The organism is Streptococcus sp. SR1, from assembly GCF_000526075.1.
Lineage (GTDB): Bacteria > Bacillota > Bacilli > Lactobacillales > Streptococcaceae > Streptococcus > Streptococcus halitosis.
This window is the reverse complement of sequence record NZ_JATR01000021.1, coordinates 96,446-118,738: the sequence shown is the minus strand read 5'-3', so window position 1 is coordinate 118,738 and position 22,293 is coordinate 96,446. Positions and strand designations below refer to the sequence as shown.

24 protein-coding genes are annotated in these 22,293 nt (G+C 40.9%); 10 read left to right on the top strand and 14 right to left on the bottom strand.

The genetic code is table 11. From position 1 onward, the window contains the following. Nucleotides 1-98: 98 nt before the first annotated feature. Both HMPREF1518_RS07665 and HMPREF1518_RS07660 read right to left on the bottom strand, forming a co-directional pair. Entirely contained in the window at nt 99-839 is a 741-nt protein-coding gene (locus HMPREF1518_RS07665) for an amino acid ABC transporter ATP-binding protein (RefSeq protein WP_007516801.1), read from the bottom strand. Continuing rightward, nucleotides 839-3,004 (bottom strand): ABC transporter substrate-binding protein/permease, encoded by a 2,166-nt coding sequence (locus HMPREF1518_RS07660; RefSeq protein ID WP_033585323.1) that lies wholly within the window; start codon nt 3,002-3,004, stop codon nt 839-841. Before HMPREF1518_RS07660 ends, HMPREF1518_RS07665 begins: the two co-directional genes overlap by 1 nt. Nucleotides 3,005-3,184: 180 nt before the next feature. On the opposite strand from HMPREF1518_RS07660, the gene uvrB reads away from it, so the two are divergent. The 3 genes from uvrB (at nt 3,185) to HMPREF1518_RS07645 (ending at nt 6,376) form a co-directional block, all read left to right on the top strand. Beyond that, nucleotides 3,185-5,173, top strand: coding sequence for an excinuclease ABC subunit UvrB (gene uvrB / locus HMPREF1518_RS07655; RefSeq protein WP_033585322.1), 1,989 nt, complete (start codon nt 3,185-3,187; stop codon nt 5,171-5,173). Between the two features lie 62 nt (nt 5,174-5,235). Continuing rightward, on the top strand, nt 5,236-5,754 hold the full coding sequence (locus HMPREF1518_RS11005) for a hypothetical protein (protein ID WP_000754411.1): 519 nt from the start codon (nt 5,236-5,238) through the stop codon (nt 5,752-5,754). Between the two features lie 154 nt (nt 5,755-5,908). Next, on the top strand, nt 5,909-6,376 hold the full coding sequence (locus HMPREF1518_RS07645) for an 8-oxo-dGTP diphosphatase (RefSeq protein WP_033585320.1): 468 nt from the start codon (nt 5,909-5,911) through the stop codon (nt 6,374-6,376). Here HMPREF1518_RS07645 and HMPREF1518_RS07640 read toward each other — a convergent pair. The 5 genes from HMPREF1518_RS07640 to coaB all read right to left on the bottom strand — a co-directional run bounded on the left by HMPREF1518_RS07640 (nt 6,373) and on the right by coaB (nt 9,405). Next, a complete protein-coding gene (locus HMPREF1518_RS07640) occupies nt 6,373-6,888 on the bottom strand; it encodes a transcription repressor NadR (protein ID WP_000205862.1) in 516 nt (171 codons plus the stop codon). The genes HMPREF1518_RS07645 and HMPREF1518_RS07640 overlap by 4 nt on opposite strands. A gap of 11 nt (nt 6,889-6,899) precedes the next feature. Further along, entirely contained in the window at nt 6,900-7,427 is a 528-nt protein-coding gene (locus HMPREF1518_RS07635; protein WP_000354641.1) for an ECF transporter S component, read from the bottom strand. Between the two features lie 178 nt (nt 7,428-7,605). Continuing rightward, nucleotides 7,606-8,169, bottom strand: a complete 564-nt coding sequence (locus HMPREF1518_RS07630) for an ECF transporter S component (protein WP_033585319.1) — start codon at nt 8,167-8,169, stop codon at nt 7,606-7,608. Then, entirely contained in the window at nt 8,153-8,704 is a 552-nt protein-coding gene (coaC, locus tag HMPREF1518_RS07625; RefSeq protein WP_033585317.1) for a phosphopantothenoylcysteine decarboxylase, read from the bottom strand. Before coaC ends, HMPREF1518_RS07630 begins: the two co-directional genes overlap by 17 nt. 11 nt (nt 8,705-8,715) lie before the next feature. Beyond that, nucleotides 8,716-9,405 (bottom strand): phosphopantothenate--cysteine ligase, encoded by a 690-nt coding sequence (gene coaB, locus HMPREF1518_RS07620; protein WP_033585316.1) that lies wholly within the window; start codon nt 9,403-9,405, stop codon nt 8,716-8,718. 231 nt (nt 9,406-9,636) lie between these two features. Here coaB and HMPREF1518_RS07615 point away from each other — a divergent pair, with 231 nt between their 5' ends. The 4 genes from HMPREF1518_RS07615 to radC all read left to right on the top strand — a co-directional run bounded on the left by HMPREF1518_RS07615 (nt 9,637) and on the right by radC (nt 14,996). Beyond that, the gene (locus HMPREF1518_RS07615) at nt 9,637-11,307 is read left to right on the top strand and encodes a formate--tetrahydrofolate ligase (RefSeq protein ID WP_033585314.1); all 1,671 of its coding nucleotides are present in this window, start codon (nt 9,637-9,639) and stop codon (nt 11,305-11,307) included. A gap of 73 nt (nt 11,308-11,380) precedes the next feature. After that, entirely contained in the window at nt 11,381-11,893 is a 513-nt protein-coding gene (locus HMPREF1518_RS07610; protein WP_033585313.1) for a GNAT family N-acetyltransferase, read from the top strand. Nucleotides 11,894-11,981: 88 nt separating this feature from the next. Further along, the gene (gene pcrA / locus HMPREF1518_RS07605; RefSeq protein WP_033585311.1) at nt 11,982-14,273 is read left to right on the top strand and encodes a DNA helicase PcrA; all 2,292 of its coding nucleotides are present in this window, start codon (nt 11,982-11,984) and stop codon (nt 14,271-14,273) included. A 42-nt stretch (nt 14,274-14,315) separates the two neighbouring features. Beyond that, a complete protein-coding gene (gene radC / locus HMPREF1518_RS07600; RefSeq protein ID WP_000286939.1) occupies nt 14,316-14,996 on the top strand; it encodes a RadC family protein in 681 nt (226 codons plus the stop codon). Here radC and HMPREF1518_RS07595 read toward each other — a convergent pair. From HMPREF1518_RS07595 to HMPREF1518_RS07565, 7 genes are all read right to left on the bottom strand, one after another. After that, nucleotides 14,993-15,682: a gamma-glutamyl-gamma-aminobutyrate hydrolase family protein gene (locus HMPREF1518_RS07595; RefSeq protein ID WP_033585310.1), complete on the bottom strand. Its 690-nt coding sequence runs from the start codon at nt 15,680-15,682 to the stop codon at nt 14,993-14,995. The two genes, radC and HMPREF1518_RS07595, sit on opposite strands and share 4 nt — an antisense overlap. 15 nt (nt 15,683-15,697) lie before the next feature. Next, on the bottom strand, nt 15,698-16,339 hold the full coding sequence (locus HMPREF1518_RS07590) for a redox-sensing transcriptional repressor Rex (RefSeq protein ID WP_033585308.1): 642 nt from the start codon (nt 16,337-16,339) through the stop codon (nt 15,698-15,700). Between the two features lie 93 nt (nt 16,340-16,432). After that, a complete protein-coding gene (locus HMPREF1518_RS07585; RefSeq protein WP_025169551.1) occupies nt 16,433-16,636 on the bottom strand; it encodes a DUF4649 family protein in 204 nt (67 codons plus the stop codon). Between the two features lie 6 nt (nt 16,637-16,642). Continuing rightward, nucleotides 16,643-16,990 (bottom strand): DUF1831 domain-containing protein, encoded by a 348-nt coding sequence (locus HMPREF1518_RS07580; RefSeq protein ID WP_033585307.1) that lies wholly within the window; start codon nt 16,988-16,990, stop codon nt 16,643-16,645. 4 nt (nt 16,991-16,994) lie between these two features. Further along, nucleotides 16,995-18,110 (bottom strand): cysteine desulfurase family protein, encoded by a 1,116-nt coding sequence (locus HMPREF1518_RS07575; RefSeq protein WP_033585306.1) that lies wholly within the window; start codon nt 18,108-18,110, stop codon nt 16,995-16,997. A gap of 9 nt (nt 18,111-18,119) precedes the next feature. Next, on the bottom strand, nt 18,120-19,079 hold the full coding sequence (locus tag HMPREF1518_RS07570) for a ribose-phosphate diphosphokinase (RefSeq protein WP_001283847.1): 960 nt from the start codon (nt 19,077-19,079) through the stop codon (nt 18,120-18,122). A gap of 111 nt (nt 19,080-19,190) precedes the next feature. After that, nucleotides 19,191-19,760: a CYTH domain-containing protein gene (locus HMPREF1518_RS07565; RefSeq protein WP_033585304.1), complete on the bottom strand. Its 570-nt coding sequence runs from the start codon at nt 19,758-19,760 to the stop codon at nt 19,191-19,193. Nucleotides 19,761-19,888: 128 nt separating this feature from the next. Here HMPREF1518_RS07565 and HMPREF1518_RS07560 point away from each other — a divergent pair, with 128 nt between their 5' ends. The 3 genes from HMPREF1518_RS07560 to HMPREF1518_RS07550 are packed head-to-tail and all read left to right on the top strand — an operon-like array spanning nt 19,889 to nt 22,255. Further along, complete coding sequence (locus tag HMPREF1518_RS07560) at nt 19,889-20,560, top strand: GTP pyrophosphokinase (protein ID WP_007516769.1); 672 nt, start codon at nt 19,889-19,891, stop codon at nt 20,558-20,560. After that, the gene (locus HMPREF1518_RS07555) at nt 20,544-21,362 is read left to right on the top strand and encodes an NAD kinase (RefSeq protein WP_033585303.1); all 819 of its coding nucleotides are present in this window, start codon (nt 20,544-20,546) and stop codon (nt 21,360-21,362) included. The genes HMPREF1518_RS07560 and HMPREF1518_RS07555 overlap by 17 nt, the downstream gene beginning before the upstream one ends. Further along, nucleotides 21,359-22,255, top strand: a complete 897-nt coding sequence (locus HMPREF1518_RS07550) for an RluA family pseudouridine synthase (RefSeq protein WP_033585301.1) — start codon at nt 21,359-21,361, stop codon at nt 22,253-22,255. Before HMPREF1518_RS07555 ends, HMPREF1518_RS07550 begins: the two co-directional genes overlap by 4 nt. Nucleotides 22,256-22,293 lie beyond the last annotated feature (38 nt).

The following is a 22,293-nucleotide window of genomic DNA, read 5'->3' as shown; positions in this document are numbered from 1 at the left end:
TTCTCATTGTCATAGATTTTATTTTATCATAATTTTCAAAAAAATCAAAAATCCAATACGCAATTAAAAAAGTGTAAGGAGAACCTTACACTTTTGTTTTATACATTTAAGACCTTGTCCAAGAACTCTTTTAGACGAGGGTGTTGCGGGTTGTCGAAGATTTGATCTGGAGTTCCATCTTCCAGGAACTCACCATCAGCCGTAAAGATAACACGATTGGCCACCTGACGAGCAAATCCCATCTCGTGGGTTACGATGATCATGGTCATGCCTTGCTCTGCTAATTCCTTCATAACGTTTAGTACATCTCCAACCATTTCAGGGTCAAGAGCGGAAGTTGGTTCATCAAAGAGCATAATATCAGGATTCATGGCAAGTCCACGAGCGATGGCTACACGCTGTTTCTGACCACCTGAAAGGCTATCTGGATTGGCATTAGCTTTATCTGCTAGTCCAACCTTTTCAAGCAACTCCATCCCCAATTTCTCAGCTTCTTCTTTGGTCATCCGTTTGTGTTCAATAGGAGCAAAAGTGATATTCTCTAGAACGGACATGTGAGGAAAGAGGTTGAAATGTTGGAAAACCATTCCCACGTTTTCGCGGACATGGTCGACATTGGTTGATTTGTCAGTCAAATCATAACCATTCACAGTGATGTGGCCACTCGTCACCTCCTCGAGAAGGTTAAGGCTACGGAGGAAAGTGGATTTACCAGAACCGGAAGGACCGATAATACAAACAACATCTCCTTCATAGAATTTAGTTGTAATGCCTTTTAAAACTTCATTTTTTCCATAATACTTATGCAAATCATTTACATCAATTTTTAGTTTTGCCATTAACGAATCCTCTTTTCTAAGCGTTTGGCTAGTCTAGTCAAAAGCGTGATAATTACAAGATAGAAGATAGCAAGGATTGCATACATCTTGAAACTTTGGTAGTTACGGGCGATGATAATCTTACCAGTTTGGAAAAGTTCCACCAAACCGATAGCAGACACGATGGTTGTATCTTTAAGAGCGATAACGAATTGGTTGACGAAGTTTGGCAACATCAATTTAGTCGCTTGTGGCAAGATAATCTTACGCATGGTTTTTCCATAAGAGATACCAAGACTGCGACTGGCTTCCATTTGCCCAACTGGAACAGCTTGAATCCCACCACGAACAATTTCAGCGATATAAGCAGCAGCATTGAGTGAGAGGGCAATAGTACCAGCTACAAAGTCATTAATTGGACTTTGTTGGCCTGTAATCGACTCGATGAAGTTTGGAATACCCCAGAAGATGAAGGCTGCAAGAATCATCAAGGGAATACCACGGATAACGTCAACGAAAATCTCAGAGATCAAACGAAGAGATTTGTATGGGCTAACACTAAACATACCAAAGATAATCCCGATGACAATAGCAATTGCAAATGAAATAAGCGCTAGAGCAAGAGTGATTCCAAGTCCACTAAGAAGTTGTTTGTAGTTGTTTTGAAGCAAGCCCCAGATAGTTGTTTCGTCAACCGTACTTGTAGAGTCAGTTGAAGTTTCGCTAGCTAGATACTTGTCAAGAATCTTTTGGAATTCTCCGTTAGCTTTGAGGTTCGCGAGTCCATTATTGAACATCTGGATCAATTCAGGGTTTGTTCCTTTTTTAACCGCAAAGGCTGTTTCACCGATTGGAGTTCCAGTGATTGGCGTTTTCAATTTTTGACCTTGGCTGATAGAATATTTTAGAACTGGCTCATCATCCATCACGGCATCAATAGATCCAGTATTCAGACTGTCATACATAGATGCGCCATCTGCGAAGGTTTTAATCTTATATCCGTATTTGTTTTGGTTTTCAGTAAGGAACGTTTGAGAAGCAGTCCCGTTTTTAACACCGACAGTTTTATCCTTGAGGTCTTCATAAGAAGCAATGGTGCTTGATTCTTTTACACCGAGAATCGTATTTGCTGTGTAGTATGATTCTGAGAAGTCGAAGGTTTCCTTACGGGCATCCGTTACAGACATACCAGCAATGATACCATCTGCTTGTCCTGCTTGTACAGCACTAATGGCTGCGTCAAATCCTGGGTTGGTAATTTCAATTTCAAAACCTTGGTCTTTAGCAATGGCCTTGATAAGGTCCATATCAATACCAGTGTATTGATTGCTTGAATTTTGAAAGACGAATGGGGCGAAAGATGAGTCGCTGGCAATAATGTACTTGCTTTTCACAGGAGTAGCTTTTTGTCCAGCAGCAGTAGTTGTCGTTGGAGTTGCCGTAGTTGTAGAAGCTGTCCATTTTTGGATGATTTGCTCCAAACTACCATCCTTTTTCATTTGTGCTAGGGCTTCATTAAACTCGGTAACCAAGTGTTCATACTTGCTCCCTTTCTTGACACCAAAGGCAAAGCTTCCAACAGCCTCACCATCCATATTGATGCTGAGATCTTGTCCTTGGTTAATCGCATACTCAATAACAGGTTTATCATCCATGATGGCATTTACAGCACCAGCACTTAGACTGTTATTCATCAAATCACCTGTATCAAAAGTTTTGATAGAGAAACCGTATTTATCTTTGATACTTTCGAGGAAACGTTGAGCGGCAGTTCCGTTCTTAACACCAACTGTTTTCCCGCTGAGTTCCTCATATTTGGTGATTTTATTTGCCTTAGTGGTAGCAATGACAACTTTTGTATCATAATAGGTATCAGACATGGTAAAGACATTTTCACGTTCTTTTGTTTTTGTCATACCTGCCATAATGGCATCTGCTTGACCTGACTGCACTGCATTTACAGCTGCGTCAAAGCCAGGATAAGACATTTGGATGTTCCATCCTTTGATTTCTGCGACTTTATTGATAATATCAACATCAATCCCTTTGTAGGTTTGATCTGAATCTTTAAACTCAAAAGGCGCGTAAGCTGTATCAGACACAATCTTAACAGTATCGGCTTTTGCCATACCTAGTGAGAAAATGGGAAATAAAATGAGCAAACATGCTAGTATTTTTTTCTTCATTTTTAGTCTCCTTTTCCGAATATTTTTCCATTATACCAGAAAAAAGGTGAAAAGGCAAATTTTATGAATTTTATGTAAGAAAATATAACATGAATTGCTCGTTCTTATCAGTTTGGAGAAGAGTCTGAAAAGCAAATTTATGGTAAAATAGAAAGATAGAAAAATGCAGATGAGGCAATCATGATTAATCGAATTACAGATAATAAATTTAAACTAGTATCAAAATATGAACCTTCAGGAGATCAACCTCAGGCAATTGAGCAGTTGGTTGATAATATCGAAGGTGGAGAAAAGGCTCAGATTCTGATGGGGGCGACGGGTACAGGGAAGACCTATACCATGAGTCAGGTCATTTCCAAAGTCAATAAACCAACTTTGGTCATTGCCCATAACAAAACCCTAGCTGGTCAGCTCTATGGAGAGTTCAAGGAATTTTTTCCTGAGAATGCTGTTGAGTACTTCGTGTCTTACTATGATTATTACCAACCCGAGGCCTATGTGCCTTCTAGTGATACCTACATTGAGAAGGACAGTTCTGTTAATGACGAGATTGACAAGCTTCGCCACTCAGCGACTTCAGCCCTTCTGGAGCGTAATGACGTCATTGTCGTAGCTTCTGTCTCTTGTATCTATGGTTTGGGTTCGCCAAAGGAATACGCTGATAGTGTCGTTAGTCTCCGTCCAGGTCTTGAAATTTCTCGTGATAAACTTTTGAATGACTTAGTGGATATTCAGTTTGAACGAAATGATATTGATTTCCAACGGGGAAGATTTCGCGTTCGCGGGGATGTGGTGGAGATTTTCCCAGCTTCTCGTGATGAACACGCTTTTCGAGTAGAATTTTTCGGAGATGAGATTGACCGTATCCGTGAGGTTGAGGCTTTGACAGGTCAGGTATTGGGAGAAGTGGATCATTTGGCGATTTTCCCTGCCACTCACTTTGTGACCAATGACGACCACATGGAAGTTGCGATTGCCAAGATTCAGGCAGAATTAGAAGAGCAGTTAGCTGTCTTTGAGAAGGAAGGCAAACTGCTAGAGGCCCAGCGTTTGAAACAGCGGACAGAGTATGATATTGAGATGTTACGTGAGATGGGTTATACAAATGGGGTTGAGAACTACTCACGCCACATGGATGGTCGTAGTGAAGGCGAGCCTCCTTATACGCTTCTCGACTTTTTTCCAGATGATTTCTTGATCATGATTGATGAAAGTCACATGACCATGGGGCAAATCAAGGGCATGTATAATGGAGACCGTTCGCGTAAGGAAATGCTAGTCAATTATGGTTTCCGTTTGCCGTCTGCCTTGGACAATCGTCCTCTCCGTCGGGAAGAGTTTGAAAGTCATGTGCATCAGATTGTTTACGTTTCAGCGACACCAGGCGACTATGAAAATGAACAGACCGAGACAGTGATTGAGCAAATCATTCGTCCGACAGGGCTTCTAGATCCTGAAGTGGAGGTCCGACCAACTATGGGGCAGATTGATGACCTCCTAGGTGAAATCAATGCCCGTGTTGAAAAGAATGAACGAACCTTTATTACCACCTTGACCAAGAAAATGGCAGAAGACCTGACTGACTACTTTAAGGAAATGGGCATCAAGGTCAAGTATATGCACTCGGATATCAAGACTTTGGAACGGACAGAGATTATCCGTGACCTGCGCTTGGGTGTCTTTGATGTCTTGGTCGGAATTAACCTCCTTCGTGAAGGGATTGACGTTCCCGAGGTAAGCTTGGTTGCTATTCTCGATGCTGATAAGGAAGGTTTCCTTCGTAACGAACGTGGCCTCATCCAGACCATTGGCCGTGCTGCCCGTAATAGCGAAGGGCATGTCATCATGTATGCAGATACGATAACTCAGTCTATGCAACGTGCTATCGATGAAACGGCCCGCCGTCGGAAAATCCAGATGGCTTATAATGAAGAGCATGGTATCGTACCTCAGACAATCAAGAAAGAAATCCGTGACCTTATTGCCGTAACCAAGGCAGTTGCCAAGGAAGAGGACAAGGAAGTCGATATCAATAGCCTCAACAAACAAGAACGCAAGGAACTCGTCAAGAAACTAGAAAGACAAATGCAAGAAGCCGTCGAAGTGCTTGACTTTGAACTGGCAGCCCAGATTCGTGATATGATGTTGGAAGTGAAGGCGTTGGGGTAGAGAGGCCCTTAAGTCAAATTTAATTAGCCAAATTGCTATTTCCTTGTTTCAGTAGTCTAGATATGAAGAAAACGGTGAAAATGAATAAAAGAAATTCAAATACAAAAAAGAATCTATCAAGGAAAGAAAGTTTTCAGCATTGGCTAGATTCTCATAAAATTATAGGTTTCTTCTTAGTCCTTTTTCTAATCTTAGGAATAGGACTAGGTATTAATTTTATTTTTGAAAGCCTCCCACTTCCTTTACTATACAGAGATATTAACTATAGTTTTCCATTATATGCAAATCTTTTTTGTCTGGTCTACAGAATATTTGACTATTGGTTTCTAGATTTATCCAGGTTAAGGATGACTCTAACCAGATTTGCTGGATTATTCATCTATCTTAATAGTATCGGTTTAGTGGTCCATCTGTTTTTCGGAGTTAGTGGGAAAAACAGTAAAGGGATTTTACCATCTCTCTTATCACTAGATTACCGCTATATCTGGTTTCCTATCGCAACTTATATGCTATTCTTTTTCTTGGGATTGGTCCTTTTACTTCTTGCTAAACATTTAGAAAAGAAGAAATTGAAGAAATGATTGTAATACCTCTTTCATCTATTCTTGTCAATATAGGTCATTATATATAATTATCACTGTCAGAGTATCTTATCATAATACCATGACTTAGTTAATGCTTTTATCGTGAAATCCCCAAAAATATATTTTAATAACTTAGAAAGCGAGCAAATTCATGTCCCGTGCCCAATCAACTATTTTAACCAATATCTGTCTAATTGAAGACCTTAAAAATCAACGTGTAGTCATGCAATATCGCTCTCCTGAAAACAATCGCTGGTCTGGCTACGCCTTTCCAGGAGGTCATGTTGAGAATGGCGAGGCTTTCGCAGAGTCTGTCATACGTGAAATCTACGAAGAAACAGGTTTGACGATTCATAATCCCCAACTGGTCGGTATTAAAAATTGGCCCTTAGATACAGGTGAACGCTACATCGTCTTTTGTTACAAGGCGACAGAGTTTACTGGAAGTCTTCAATCGTCCGAAGAAGGAGAAGTATCTTGGGTGCAAAAAGACCAGATTCCAAATTTGGAACTGGCCTATGATATGTTGCCTTTGATGGAAATGATGGAAGCACCTGACAAGTCTGAATTTTTCTATCGCCATCGTACAGAGGACGGCTGGGAAAAAGAAATTTTCTAGTCTTTTACTAAATAACCTAACTGATCCAAGGCCTCCTCGATATAGTGGAGGTCTTGTTGTGTCTCGGCTTCAACAAGGTGGTAATGGATGCCGTCTGTCAATTCAGAAAGGGGTCTAAAGTCTGAATTCTCGACTTGTTCCAGAAAGTGCTGGACATCTCGGCGACAGGTGAGTTTGAGATGGGTTTCAATTTCTCCATAAACGGGATGATCGATTAAGATATTTTGAACGCGTCCGCCATTATCTACAATGGCTAGTAGTTCCTGACCGATTTCTTCCAGTTCATGTTTCACTTTAAAGAGTTTGTGGACGTAGGGACTGGCATCATTTTCTTTGTAGATATAACCACGATTGGTGGATAGGATAGGAGCCCCATCTGCTCGGAGAATAGCGATATCCTGTACGATGACTTGGCGCGTAACATGAAAGTGTTCAGCCAAGGTTTGACCATTGAGAGCTTTTGGCGCCTCTTTTAATAGTTTGAGAAGAGCTTGTTTGCGATCCGTTGTCATAGTTTTTCCTTTTAGCGACGTTTTCGAAGCACTTTATAGACAGCTAGTGCTAATGTATAGTCAACCATACTATGGACGATTGTGCCAAAACCAACTAGGACAAAGAGAACATAAAACATATTTTCAACATTTGTTCCTGAAGTAGCATAAAAGATGATACAAGCTAGTACTTCAGCGATAGCATGAACAACACCCAAAACAAAGTTAAAAATCCAAGATGCCTTTGGTTTATCCAAGGTTTCAGGGAATTTCTTTAAGTACAAAGCCCCCAAAGTACCAAAAACGATGTGAGAAAAGGCGCGTAGGACAATAACCATAGGGTAGCCTGCCATCAGGAAACCGAGACTCGAAGCAATAATCACAAAAGCAGCCATCAAAGGTGATAGGAACATGGCGATAAAGATGGGGATATGACTTCCCAAGGTGTAAGAAGCCGGTGGGATAACGATTTTAAAAGGCATAATGATTGGAATCAAAATCGCTATTGCAGTGAGTAGGGCAGTCATAGTCATAAACTGCGTTTTTTTCCGTATATCCATAAGAACCTCCATTTATCTGTATATACATAAGTATAGTACAATAAATCACCAATCAAGTCAAGAAGCATTAGTAATTTTTAAGGGATATTTGATTAAATGTGGTAAAGAATACTGGGAACTTAATTCTTATGTTTTAACTACTAAACTCCACCTTCAGGACGAAAGTGGAGTTGTTTTTTTATTTCTTCAAGGTTTCGAGACGTGGGACAATCATTACAGTCAAGATGGCTGAGATAACCAATTCGGCGATTGAGTTTGTAGAGATAACAGTTGCTAGGAGTTTTTGGATATTGCCATCGAAGACATTTCCAAAAAGGAAGAAGATTCCACCAAGGACAAAGACGGTGTTGGTAAGGGAACCAAGGGCACCAGCTAGGATTAGCCCAGTTTTATTTTTCATCAGTTTATAGACCAAGTAAGGTGTCAGACCGATCAAAATGCGAGGGACAATAGCGATAATCGCAGAATAGATGTTTCCGTTCGGTACGAATGGAGAAAAGAGGTAGCTGGTTGGAAGGATGGTAATCGTGTTTACCGTTAAGCTTAGCAGTCCCATCAAGAAACCAAGTGTAACACCAACTCGTGGGCCGTAAATGATACTAGCAATGATTACTGGAATATGAACGATAGTTGGTTTAATTGGAAATGGGAAAAGATTAAATAGGAGAGAGCTCAAAAAGTGGATAACGAGCATAACTGCAAAAAAGATAGCAATTGGGGCAATGTTAGAGCGTTTGTTCATCGAGGGTTTCCTTTATTCTTTCTAATATAGTATTCAGGTCAGCTAGGGCGCCTTTGCCGTGATCGCCACAGGCTAGTAAAGATTCTTTTGGGGAGATAATCTGATAACCATAGGTCTCTAATGTTTTTAGATTAGCCTGAGTTGCCGGATGGTCATACATTTTTGTATTCATGGCTGGTGCGACTAACTTTTTGACGTGGTTTGGCAGGGCAAGCGCTGTGCTTGTCACCATGTTGTCAGCAAATCCGTGGGCTAACTTTGCGATGGTATTAGCAGTAGCAGGGGCTACAATAAAAAGGTCAGTCCTTTTGCCTAGTTCGATATGATTGACTTGATCAGGAGCGGGTTCCTTCATGACATTAAGGTGGACAGGATTTTGAGAGAGGACCTGTAGTGTCAACGGTTGGATAAACTCTGTAGCAGCCTGAGTCATTAAGACAGTGACATGATGGCCTTGTTTCTTCAAGGAACTGACTAGGTCAGCTGATTTATAGGAGGCAATGGAACCTGTCACTGCGATGAGAATATTTGCCATGGCTTTCCTTTCTATGAATCGTATGCTTGAATTTTTTTAAGGAGGAGATTTGCAATTTCCTCTTTGGTTTGAACGGTTTGAAGATGATCATTCTCAACAAAGATAGCTCGGTGTCGATTTGCTGAAATTTGAGTCAGGTCATTTGCAATGATCAAGTCTGCTTGGTTCTTGATAAGACTCTGTCTAGCAATTTCTATGAGATAATCTTCAGAGACATCAACCAGCAGTTTAAAACCAATCAGATGAATATCAGGATTCCATTCTTTGACTAGAGAGATGATTTTGGGTGTTTTTTTCAGAAATAAAACCTGAACCTCATCAGTTGAAGAAATCTTAGCTTGATGATTCTGCTTGTTTAAGAATTCTTCTAGATTGGAGCTAGCCTGTACCTCCTCAAGCCCCGTCATATAAACAGGAGTATAGTCGGACACAGCCATTGAGTGGATTAAGACCTGATAATCCTTAACAAGATCTTGCATCACAACTAGAAGGTCGTTGGTATTATTAATTTCTCGAATGCTTAGGTTGGGATGAGGTTCTGGCTTAATAGCACTAGGAGTAGTAATCAAACAAACCTCATGACCAGCAGCAAGTAGGGCTTCGGTGATGATTTTCCCCAAGCGACCAGTCGAGTGATTAGTGATAGAGCGGACGCTATCGATAGCTTCACTGGTACCGCCTGACGTAACTAAAATTTTCATAGGACTATTGTACCAAAAAATAAAATAGAATCAAAAGAAAGCGTTTGTTTTTTTATCTAATTTTCCAGCAAGATTATAGTTTTTGGCTATAAAAACTTATAAAAAGTAAAAAAGACGACTAAAATTGGCCTTAAAACTTTATGTTTATAAACTTTACTAAGCTTTTTGTATGTGAAAAAACTTTTTTTGTGTTATAATGAGTTATCATATTAGAGGTTAGAGGAGTTTTGAATGAAAACAGATATTGAAATCGCACAGAGTATTGAGTTGAAACCAATCGTTGATGTTGTTGAGAAACTTGGTATTTCTTACGATGATTTGGAATTGTATGGAAAGTACAAGGCTAAGCTCAGCTTTGATAAAATTCGTGCAGTTGAGAACAATCCAGTTGGAAAATTGATCTTGGTTACTGCCATCAACCCAACACCTGCAGGTGAGGGGAAATCAACTATTACCATTGGTCTGGCAGACGCCTTGAACAAAATCGGCAAGAAAACCATGATTGCTATTCGCGAACCGTCTCTTGGCCCAGTAATGGGGATTAAGGGTGGTGCTGCTGGTGGTGGTTATGCCCAAGTCCTACCAATGGAAGACATCAATCTCCACTTTACTGGGGATATGCATGCCATTACAACTGCCAACAATGCTCTTTCAGCCTTGATTGACAACCACTTGCACCAAGGAAATGAGCTGGGAATTGACCAACGTCGTATTCTCTGGAAACGTGTTGTGGACTTGAACGACCGCGCCCTTCGTCATGTAACCGTTGGACTTGGTAGTCCTCTAAATGGTATTCCTCGTGAGGATGGTTTTGATATTACAGTTGCCTCTGAAATCATGGCTATTCTTTGCTTGGCTACGGACATCGAGGATTTGAAACGCCGTTTGGCTAACATCGTTATCGGCTATCGCTATGACCGAACACCTGTTTCTGTTGGTGATTTGCAGGTTGAGGGTGCTTTAGCATTAATTTTGAAAGATGCTATCAAACCAAATCTGGTTCAGACAATTTATGGTACACCTGCCTTTGTACATGGTGGTCCATTTGCTAATATCGCTCATGGATGTAACTCTGTTTTGGCAACAAGCACAGCCCTTCGCTTGGCTGATTATACGGTTACTGAAGCTGGTTTTGGTGCAGACCTTGGTGCTGAGAAATTCCTTGACATTAAGACACCAAACTTGCCTACATCTCCAGATGCAGTTATCATCGTCGCTACCCTTCGTGCCCTTAAGATGAATGGTGGTGTAGCTAAGGACGCTTTGACAGAGGAAAATGTGGAGGCGGTCCGTGCCGGTTTTGCTAACTTGAAACGCCACGTTGAGAACATCCGTAAGTTTGGTATTCCAGCAGTTGTTGCGATTAACGAATTTGTTTCTGATACAGAAGCTGAAATTGCAGCCTTGAAAGAACTCTGTGCTTCAATCGATGTTCCAGTTGAGTTGGCTAGTGTCTGGGCTGATGGAGCAGAAGGTGGCGTAGCGCTTGCTGAAACGCTTGTCAAGACTATCTCTGAAAATCCAGCCAACTACACTCGTCTTTATGACAATGACCTTTCTGTCCAAGAAAAGATTGAAAAAATTGTCACTGAAATCTATCGTGGTAGCAAAGTGAACTTTGAGAAGAAAGCCCAAACGCAAATCGCTCAAATCGTTCAAAACGGATGGGACAAATTGCCAATCTGTATGGCTAAAACTCAGTACAGTTTCTCTGACAATCCAAATGCACTTGGAGCCCCAGAAAACTTTGAAATTACCATCCGTGAATTGGTACCAAAATTAGGTGCAGGCTTCATCGTTGCCTTAACAGGTGATGTTATGACCATGCCAGGCCTTCCAAAACGACCTGCCGCTCTCAACATGGATGTTGAAAGTGATGGAACCGTTTTAGGCTTATTCTAGTATATTGCAATTGATTTCAAATGAGTTTGGAAAAGCTATCCAAGCTCATTTTCGATTTTAGAAAGAGAAATATATGCCAACGATTCGAACAGCAAGGGAGTCTGATATTCCGGACCTACTTGCTATTTATGCTCCTTATGTCCTTAATACAGCCATTACATTTGAATACGAGGTGCCAAGTGTTGAAGAATTTCAAAGAAGAGTTCAAAAGACTTTGCTTAAATATCCTTATCTAGTGCTAGTGGAAGAAGGCAAAATTTTGGGATATGCCTATGCTTCCACCTATTATGATAGGAGAGCCTATGATTGGTCAGTCGAAGTGTCAATTTACTTGCATCAAGAAGCCAAAGGTCGAGGGTTAGGGAGTCTACTCTATGACCGTCTGGAGGAAGAACTAGTGTCTAGGGGTTACTTACGCTTCTTAGCTTGTATTGCTTTACCAAATGATAGAAGCATTTCTCTTCACCAAAAGAGAGGCTATGAACAAGTAGCTCATTTCCCTAAGATAGGCTATAAGTTTGGAAAATGGCATGATATCGTTTGGATGCAAAAGTCATTGACTCCTCCTGATGATATGAAAGAGTAGAATTCCACACGCAATCAGTCTAGCTAAAGATATTTTCTCTGATTTCTGATATAATAGAAACATTGACTTCAAGAGTAAGGAAGAGAAAATGAACGCATTATTGAATGGAATGAATGACCGTCAAGCTGAGGCGGTGCAAACGACAGAGGGGCCCTTGTTAATCATGGCGGGGGCTGGTTCTGGAAAGACTCGTGTTTTAACTCACAGAATCGCCTACTTGATTGATGAAAAAATGGTCAATCCTTGGAATATCTTGGCCATTACCTTTACCAACAAGGCTGCGCGTGAGATGAAGGAGCGTGCTTATAGCCTTAATCCAGCAACCCAGGACTGTCTGATTGCGACCTTTCACTCCATGTGTGTTCGTATCTTACGTCGCGATGCGGATCATATTGGCTACAATCGGAATTTCACTATTGTAGATCCTGGTGAACAGCGAACCCTCATGAAACGCATTCTCAAGCAGTTGAACTTGGATCCTAAAAAATGGAATGAACGGACTATTTTGGGAACCATTTCCAATGCTAAGAATGACTTGATTGATGATGTAGCTTATGCTGCCCAGTCTGGCGATATGTACACACAAATCGTGTCCCAGTGTTATAAGGCCTATCAGAAGGAGCTTCGTCAGTCTGAGTCCGTTGACTTTGATGATTTGATCATGTTGACTTTGCGTCTCTTTGATCAGAATCCTGATGTCTTGACCTACTATCAGCAGAAGTTCCAGTACATTCATGTTGATGAGTACCAAGATACCAACCATGCCCAGTACCAATTGGTCAAACTTTTGGCTTCACGCTTTAAAAATATCTGCGTGGTCGGCGATGCGGACCAGTCTATCTATGGTTGGCGTGGGGCCGATATGCAGAATATCTTAGATTTTGAAAAAGATTACCCTAACGCCAAGGTCGTTTTGTTAGAGGAAAATTATCGTTCAACAAAAACCATTCTCCAAGCAGCCAACGATGTCATCAAAAACAATAAAAATCGTCGACCTAAGAATCTCTGGACCCAGAATGCTGATGGGGAACAGATTATTTACTATCGTGCAAATGACGAACAAGATGAGGCTGTTTTTGTAGCCAAAACCATCGATGAACTTGGTCGTAGTCACAACTTCCTCCACAAAGATTTTGCAGTTCTTTATCGAACCAATGCGCAATCTCGTACTATTGAGGAAGCCCTGCTCAAGTCCAATATTCCTTATACTATGGTTGGCGGAACCAAGTTCTACAGCCGTAAGGAAATCCGAGATATTATCGCCTATCTTAATCTCATTGCCAATCTGAGTGACAATATCAGTTTTGAGCGTGTTATCAACGAGCCTAAACGCGGAATTGGCCCAGGAACTGTTGAGAAAATCCGGGATTTTGCCAATATGCAAGAGATGTCTATGCTGGATGCTTCAGCTAATATCATGCTGTCTAGCATCAAAGGAAAAGCAGCCCAGTCTATCTGGGATTTTGCCAATATGATTCTGGATTTGCGGGAAAAACTGGATCAATTAACTATCACCGAGCTGGTTGAGGCTGTTCTAGAAAAAACTGGTTATATCGATATTCTCAATGCCCAAGCGACCTTAGAAAGCAAGGCGCGAGTTGAAAATATCGAAGAGTTCCTATCTGTTACCAAGAATTTTGACGACAATCCTGATAGTCAAGAAGAGGAAACAGGTTTGGACAAACTCAGTCGATTCTTGAATGACTTGGCTTTGATTGCAGACACGGATTCGGGCAGTCAAGAGACATCTGAGGTGACTTTGATGACACTCCATGCAGCTAAGGGACTTGAGTTCCCAGTTGTTTTTATCATCGGAATGGAGGAAAATGTCTTTCCCCTTAGCCGTGCAGCTGAAGATCCAGATGAGCTAGAAGAAGAACGCCGTTTGGCCTATGTCGGTATCACACGCGCAGAAAAGATCCTTTATCTGACCAATGCCAACTCTCGCTTGCTTTTTGGGCGTACCAACTACAATCGTCCAACTCGTTTTATCAATGAAATTAGTTCGGACTTGCTTGAGTATCAAGGTTTGGCCCGTCCAGCGAATACTAGCTTTAAAGCCTCTTATAGCAGTGGTGGGATTGCTTTCGGTCAAGGAATGAGTTTGGCTCAGGCGCTTCAAGAACGGAAACGTAATGCCGCACCAAGCTCTATCCAGTCAAGTGGTCTTCCATTTGGACAGTTTGCAGGAGGAAATAAAAAAGATTCAAGCGATACCAACTGGTCTATTGGAGATATTGCTCTCCACAAGAAGTGGGGAGAGGGAACTGTTCTGGAAGTCTCTGGTAGCGGTGATGCTCAGGAGTTGAAAATCACTTTCCCAGAAGTCGGTCTGAAAAAACTCCTAGCCAGCGTTGCCCCAATTGAGAAAAAAATCTAATTTTTCATCCTCCTCACGAATAATAAAGTGAGGAGGATTTTTATGTACAGTATTTCATTCCAAGAAGATTCACTCTTGCCTAGAGAAAGACTAGTCAAAGAGGGAGTAGAGGCTCTAAGCAATCAAGAGTTGTTAGCTATTTTGCTCAGAACGGGAACGCGTCAGGCAAATGTCTTTGAAATTGCCCAAAAAGTCTTGAATAGTCTTAACAGTCTAACCGATTTGAAAAAAATGACCCTACAGGAATTGCAGAGTCTGTCTGGTATAGGGCGAATAAAAGCCATTGAATTACAAGCGGTGATTGAACTAGGGCATCGTATTCACAAACACGAAACTCTTGAGATGGAAAGTATTCTCAGTAGTCAAAAGCTAGCCAAGAAAATGCAACAGGAACTTGGTGACAAAAAACAAGAGCACCTAGTGGCGCTCTATCTCAATACTCAAAATCAAATCATCCATCAGCAAACTATTTTTATCGGATCTGCGACACGGAGCATCGCTGAACCACGGGAAATTCTTCACTATGCCCTCAAGCATATGGCTACCTCAGTGATTCTCGTTCACAATCATCCATCTGGTGCTGTATCTCCTAGTCGAAACGACGACCATGTCACTAAACTAGTCAAGGAAGCCTGCGAACTGATGGGAATTGTTTTCTTGGACCATCTGATTGTCTCGCACTCGGATTACTTTAGTTACCGTGAAAAGACGGATCTGATTTAGAGTTCGTTAACAACATAGTCAAATAGCGTTTTATCTTTGGGTCGATTTTCAAAGAGAAATTCAGGATGCCATTGAACACCAAGATAAGGAAAGCCGTCCGTAGTTGTCACAGCCTCAATGATTCCATCTTTAGGATCATGTGCTACAACCTTAAGATTAGGAGCTAGATCTTTAATACTCTGGTGGTGGAAGGAGTTGATATGGGAGATTTCTCCATAGATTTCTCGGAGAATGGTATCAGGCTCCGTTATGAGGTGTTGGGTCGTGTATTCAGCTGAACAGTCCTGCCAATGATCCTCGATATCTTGGTGTAGCGTGCCTCCCATGGCGACATTGAAAAGTTGAGTACCCCGACAAACAGAGAAAATTGGTTTCTTCTGTTTAATCGCTTCTCTGATAAGGGCTAATTCAAAAATATCTCTTTGAAGATGGTAGTCATCGCTGTCAATGGTTTTAGGCTCACCATAGTATTTTGGATCAACATTTTGCCCACCCGTTAGGATGAGCTTATCAATGATACTGATGTAATGGGTAGCCATTTCTTGATCACCAATCGGTAGGATGATTGGAATTCCGCCAGCGTCCTTGACTCCTTCAACAAAGCCCTTTGCTGCATAGCTCATCATGATGTCATCATCTGGATGAGCTTTTTCATTTCCTGTAATCCCAATAACTGGTTTTTTCATAAATGCTTTCGCTTTCTAATCCTCTTTACGCATAAAATAGAGGAGGGTTTGGAGTTCGCTTGTCAAATCGACATACTGAACGACCACATCTTTTGGAAGGTGGAGGTGAACAGGGGAAAAACTGAGAATACCTTTTATACCTGCATCGACCAAAAGATTGGCGACTTCTTGTGATTTAACACTTGGAACAGTTAGGATAGCAGTTTTAACATCTGCTTCTTTGATTTTTTCTTTAATCTGAGAGATACCATAGATTGGAATTCCATCAGGTGTCTGGGTCCCGACTTCTGGATGGTTATCTAGGTCAAATGCCATGATGATTTTCATCTTGTTACGCTCATGGAAGCGGTAGTGGAGAAGGGCATGCCCCATATTTCCAATCCCAACCAGCATAACATTCGTAATTGAGTTATCATTTAGGAGATCAGCAAAAAAAGTCATCAGTTTTTTAACATCATAACCAAAACCACGACGACCTAGTTCGCCAAAATAGGAAAAATCACGACGAACAGTCGCAGAATCGATACCGATAGCCTCTGCAATTTGCTTAGAGTTGGCACGTTCGATTTTCTCGGCATGAAATCTCTTGAAAATTCGATAGTAGAGAGAGAGTCTTTTTGCTGTTGCTTTTGGAATAGCAGACTGTTTATCTTTCACAAAACCACAACCTTTCTATTCTTCTATTTTATAGAAACATTGTGAAAAAATCAACAAAAACAAGAAAAAACTAAGAAAATCTTAGTTTTAGTCTTAAAAATTAGCTTGTGATAGAAAACGGTAGAGATCTCCGACCAATCCTTGATAGATAACTTTATCATCAAAGGTTAATGAGGTAACTAGGAATGTATCTGGAAGAGTTACACAACCTGATAGAGATAACATAAGCTCTTCGTAATCCTTATATTCAAGTGTACGTTCTACGTGATAGTTATCTTGATAGGTAAGTCGATACATAGCCAATTATCTTTCTTCTTTTGTGAAGATTCCGCGTTCTACAAGGCTGTCCATGAGGAAGTAGAATTTCTCCTGATGAATGTGGTGGTCTTCTGATTTAAAGATATTGACCAAACGAAGGCCAGATTTGTCAGTGATGTTGAGTTTAGCACCTGTAAGGTCTTTATTGATGATGATTTTTAGGTTGAAGCCTTCACCGCTGTTAGGTACTTTCTCAAGCAGACGAGTTAGTTCGAAGTTTCCAACTTTTGTTTCAAAGAAAGTATTATCTTTCAGTGTGAACTTTTTGACAGATGGGCTAAGTGTATAGTCGTAGTGGCAGTTTTGTAGTTTAATGGTTTTTTCGAATGCCATTAGATTAATCTCCAATAATATTTTTTAAGGTTTGTGCGAGTTGTTTCAGTTCTTCCTCGGTATTAAGAGGAGAGAGACTGATACGGACAGATTCTGTTAAACGATGCGAATCTGGTCCATAAAATGCTTCAAGCACATGACTGGTTTGTACAACACCAGCGGTACAAGCTGAACCAGTAGAAATTGAAATTCCTTCAAGGTCTAACCGTAGCAAGAGCAAATCATTTTTTTGACCAGGAAAGCCAATATTGACAACATAAGGAAGCTGGTGTTGGCTTTCATTGAGATAGTATTCTAGATCTGCAATCTCATCTAGAAAAGCAGATTTTAACCCCTCTAGTTTTTGGTAATGTTCAGCTTGCTGCTCTAAGTCCTCTTTAAGAGCAGCGACCATGCCTACAATGGCAGCGAGGTTTTCTGTTCCAGCCCGTTTCTTTTGTTCTTGGTCTCCACCGTGAAGATAGGAATCAAAGTCCGCGGAAGAAGCATAAAGAAAGCCGATTCCCTTTGGTCCATGGAATTTGTGGGCAGAAGCACTGAGAAAATCAATTCCTAATTCCTCAGGATGGATAGGAACTTTTCCGATAGCTTGAACAGCGTCTACATGATAAGCCGCAGGATGCTCTTTTAAAACACGTCCAATCTCAGCGATAGGTAAGAGACTGCCCGTTTCATTATTAGCATACATAGTGGAAACGAGAATGGTATCGTCACGTAAGGCCTCTTGAATTTGCTGGGGAGTAATTTCTTGATTTACTGGTTGGATGATGGTCGCTTCAAAGCCAAAATGTTGCACCAGATAATCGATAGTCTCAAGCACAGAATGGTGTTCAATAGCTGTCGTTATGATATGTTTTCCACGATTTTGATGGCGGAGACAATAGCCAATAATGGCTGTATTGTTACTTTCTGTACCGCCAGACGTGAAAAAGATATGTTGAGATTTTGTCCCCAATAACTGGGCTAGTTCCTGACGGGATTCTCGCAAGAGTTTGCCAGCCTGTCGACCATGACTATGAATACTAGAAGGATTACCGTGGGCTTCTTGCATGACCCTGGTCATTTCTGAAATAGCAACTGCTGACATAGGAGTAGTAGCAGCATTGTCCAAATAAATCAAAGAATCACCTTATTTCTTTTTGTTGTAAGCAAAGAGTGGGCTGACTGGTTTTCTTTCATGGATGCGGACGATCGCATCTCCGATTAACTCGCTAGCAGTAATGTAACATACATTTTCAGGAGTTCTTTCTTTGGTTGCTACGGAGTCTGTCACTAGGATTTCTTTGATGTTTGTAGCGTCAAGGAGGTCTGCTGCACCTTCAACAAATAAACCGTGACTAGATACTGCATAAATCTCAGTTGCACCTTCACGTTCAACGATTTTGGCAGCTTCAGAGAAAGTACGACCAGTATTTAGAATATCGTCAATTAAGATAGCCTTCTTGCCTTCGACATCCCCAATGATATAGCCTTCGTTACGATTAGAATCGTCTTGGGCGTAGTCAATGATAGCGATAGGAGCATCAAGGTATTCAGCCAAACTACGTGCACGTTTAACACCAGAGTTCTTTGGACTGACAACAACAACATCGGAGCCAAGGAGTCCTTTATCACAGTAGTGCTTAGCAAATAGAGGAACAGTATAAAGATTATCTACAGGAATATCAAAGAAACCTTGGACCTGAACAGCGTGGAGATCAAGCGTTAGAACACGACTTACACCAGCTTTGACAAGCATATTGGCAACTAGTTTTGCAGTGAGGGGTTCGCGAGAAGAAGCGATACGATCCTGACGAGCATAACCAAAGTAAGGAAGGACAACGTTGATACTATGAGCACTTGCACGTACACAAGCATCAACCATTATTAATAATTCCATCAAGTGGTTGCTAACAGGGTAGCTAGTTGACTGAATGATGTAAACATCGTAACCACGGACACTTTCTTCGATGTTGACCTGGATTTCGCCGTCAGAAAATTGACGAGAGGATAATTTCCCGAGAGGTACACCAACTGTATCCGCAATCTTTTGAGCGATTTCTGGGTTAGAGTTTAGGGTGAAAAGTTTCATGTTGTTTCTATCTGACATTATAGACCGTCCTCTGTAAACTTTGTGAATCTCCTTTGAGAAAGTTTTGTTTTTCAAAGCAAGATTCTTTTATTTTTATCTTTTCTATTCTACCAAAAAAAGGAGATTATTTCAGCTTTTTTTCATGCTTTTAATAAAACGAATTAATTTTGATGGAGCTTTCTGATAAGTTATTTGATTATCATCTAAAAATCTCTGAAAATCGGCTTTCCCTTTTTCATGGTCGGTGACTTCAAGCTCGAGTTCATAGTCCGTTTGGTCAAAGTAGTGACTTTCGTCTAAGGCCATTAAGCCAATTTCTGTTTTCGTTTCATAACGAAGGGTTGAAAGGCAGCCTAAAATAAGCCAGTCATGACTTTCAATACCAATTTTAGCAAGCTTTTCTAGAACGAGCCCTTGAGGTAGTTTTTGTTTTTCTAGGTATGATTCAGCCTCTGAAAGAGTTAGTTTCTGGTTGTATTCCATATTTCCTACAGTTTGAGGCACTTTTAAGGTCAATTCCGCCCAATTTGAAAAAGTGCGAATGCGCATGGCAACCTTCTTTTCACGCAATTGGAAATCTGGTGTGTCAATGTAGTAGTTTTTTTGAAGGACGGGTTGGATATGGGAAAACTGTTTTTTTAGATGCTCATAGTCCTCTTTTTTCAGAAGTGTTTTCAATTCTATTTCTAAATGTTTCATTTTTTCAACCTTTTCTATATCTTTGAAAGCGATTTATGGTATAATGGACAATGTATTTATTGTATACGAATGTACTGAAAAAATCAAAGATTTTCGACAGAGCAATCAAACATTACAAGGGAGAAAGTATGACCATAGAATGGGAAGAATTTTTAGATCCTTACATTCAGGCTGTTGGTGAATTGAAGATTAAACTTCGAGGGATTCGCAAACAGTATCGTAAGCAAAACAAGCATTCTCCGATTGAGTTTGTAACAGGTCGGGTAAAACCGATTGAAAGTATCAAAGAAAAAATGGCTCGTCGAGGAATTACTTATGCAACTTTAGAAAATGACTTGCAAGATATTGCGGGGTTACGTGTCATGGTTCAGTTTGTTGATGATGTTAAAGAAGTAGTTGAGATTCTACGTAAACGCCAAGATATGAGAATCGTTCAGGAACGAGATTATATCACTCATCGTAAGGCTTCGGGTTATCGTTCTTATCACGTGGTTGTCGAATACACGGTTGATACGATCAACGGAGCGAAGACGATTTTGGCGGAGATTCAAATACGGACGTTAGCCATGAATTTCTGGGCTACGATTGAACACTCGCTCAATTATAAGTATCAGGGCGATTTTCCAGAAGAAATCAGGAAAAGACTGGAAATCACGGCCAAAATAGCCTATCAACTGGATGAAGAAATGGGTAAGATTCGTGATGATATCCAGGAAGCGCAGGCTCTCTTTGATCCATTGAGCAGAAAATTAAACGATGGTGTAGGAAATAGTGACGATACAGATGAAGAATACAGGTAAACGAGTTGACCTCATAGCAAATAGAAAGCCGCAGAGTCAGAAGGTTTTGCATGAGCTGAGGGAAAAACTAAAGAAACAACATTTTATACTGAACGATACCAATCCCGACATCGTCATTTCGATTGGTGGTGACGGGATGCTTTTGTCTGCCTTTCACAAGTATGAGAATCAGTTAGACAAAGTTCGATTTGTAGGTGTTCATACAGGGCATTTGGGATTTTACACAGATTATCGTGATTTTGAGCTGGATCAGTTGGTGACCAATCTTCTGCTAGACACTGGTGCCAAAGTTTCCTATCCTGTTTTAAATGTCAAGGTAACGCTTGAAAATGGAGAAGTGAAAATCTTCCGGGCCTTAAATGAAGCGAGTATCCGTCGATCAGACCGGACCATGGTTGCGGATATCATCATTAACCATGTTCCGTTCGAGCGATTTCGTGGAGATGGAGTGACTGTTTCAACGCCGACGGGAAGTACTGCCTACAACAAGTCCTTGGGTGGAGCTGTCTTGCATCCTACTATTGAAGCCTTGCAGTTGACGGAAATAGCGAGCCTCAATAATCGAGTCTATCGCACTTTGGGATCATCAATCATTATTCCCAAAAAAGATAAGATTGAACTATTACCGACACGCAATGATTACCACACGATATCAGTCGATAACAGTGTCTATTCCTTCCGTAATATCGAACGGGTTGAGTATCAAATCGACCATCATAAGATTCACTTCGTAGCGACTCCAAGTCACACTAGTTTCTGGAATCGTGTCAAAGATGCCTTCATCGGCGAGGTGGATGAATGAGGTTCGAATTTACCGCAGATGAGCACGTTAAGGTCAAAACGTTTCTTAAGAAACACGAGGTTTCTAAGGGACTTTTGGCTAAGATTAAGTTTCGAGGTGGGGCTATTCTGGTCAATGACCAACCTCAAAATGCAATCCATCTCTTAGATATTGGAGATAGGGTTACCATCGATATTCCAGCTGAGGAAGGCTTTGAGAGTCTTGAAGCAATTGAGCGTCCACTGGATATTCTCTATGAGGATGACCATTTTCTGGTTTTAAATAAGCCTTATGGAGTAGCATCCATCCCAAGTGTCAATCACTCCAATACCATTGCCAATTTTATCAAGGGCTACTATGTCAAGCAAAATTATGAAAACCAGCAAGTTCACATCGTGACTAGGCTAGATAGAGATACATCTGGTTTGATGCTCTTTGCCAAGCACAGCTACGCTCATGCACGTTTAGACAAGCAGTTGCAACGAAAGTCTATCGAAAAACGTTACTTTGCTTTAGTTAAAGGAGCTGGTGTCTTGGAGCCAGAAGGGGAGATTATCGCACCAATTGCGCGTGATGTGGACTCCATTATCACGAGACGGGTTGCCAAAGGTGGGAAATACGCTCATACGTCTTACAAAGTTGTAGCGTCTTATGGAAATATTCACCTAGTCGATATTCGCCTGCATACTGGACGAACTCATCAGATACGAGTGCATTTTTCCCATATTGGCTTTCCTTTGTTGGGAGACGATTTGTATGGTGGTAGTCTGGATGACGGTATCCAACGTCAGGCTCTGCATTGTCATTATTTATCTTTTTATCATCCTTTTCTAGAGCACGATTTGCAGCTAGAAAGCCCCTTACCGGATGATTTCAGCAATCTTATTACTCAGTTATCAACTAATACTCTTTAAAAACTATTTGGAGTATAATTTATTTTATTAAAGGAGAA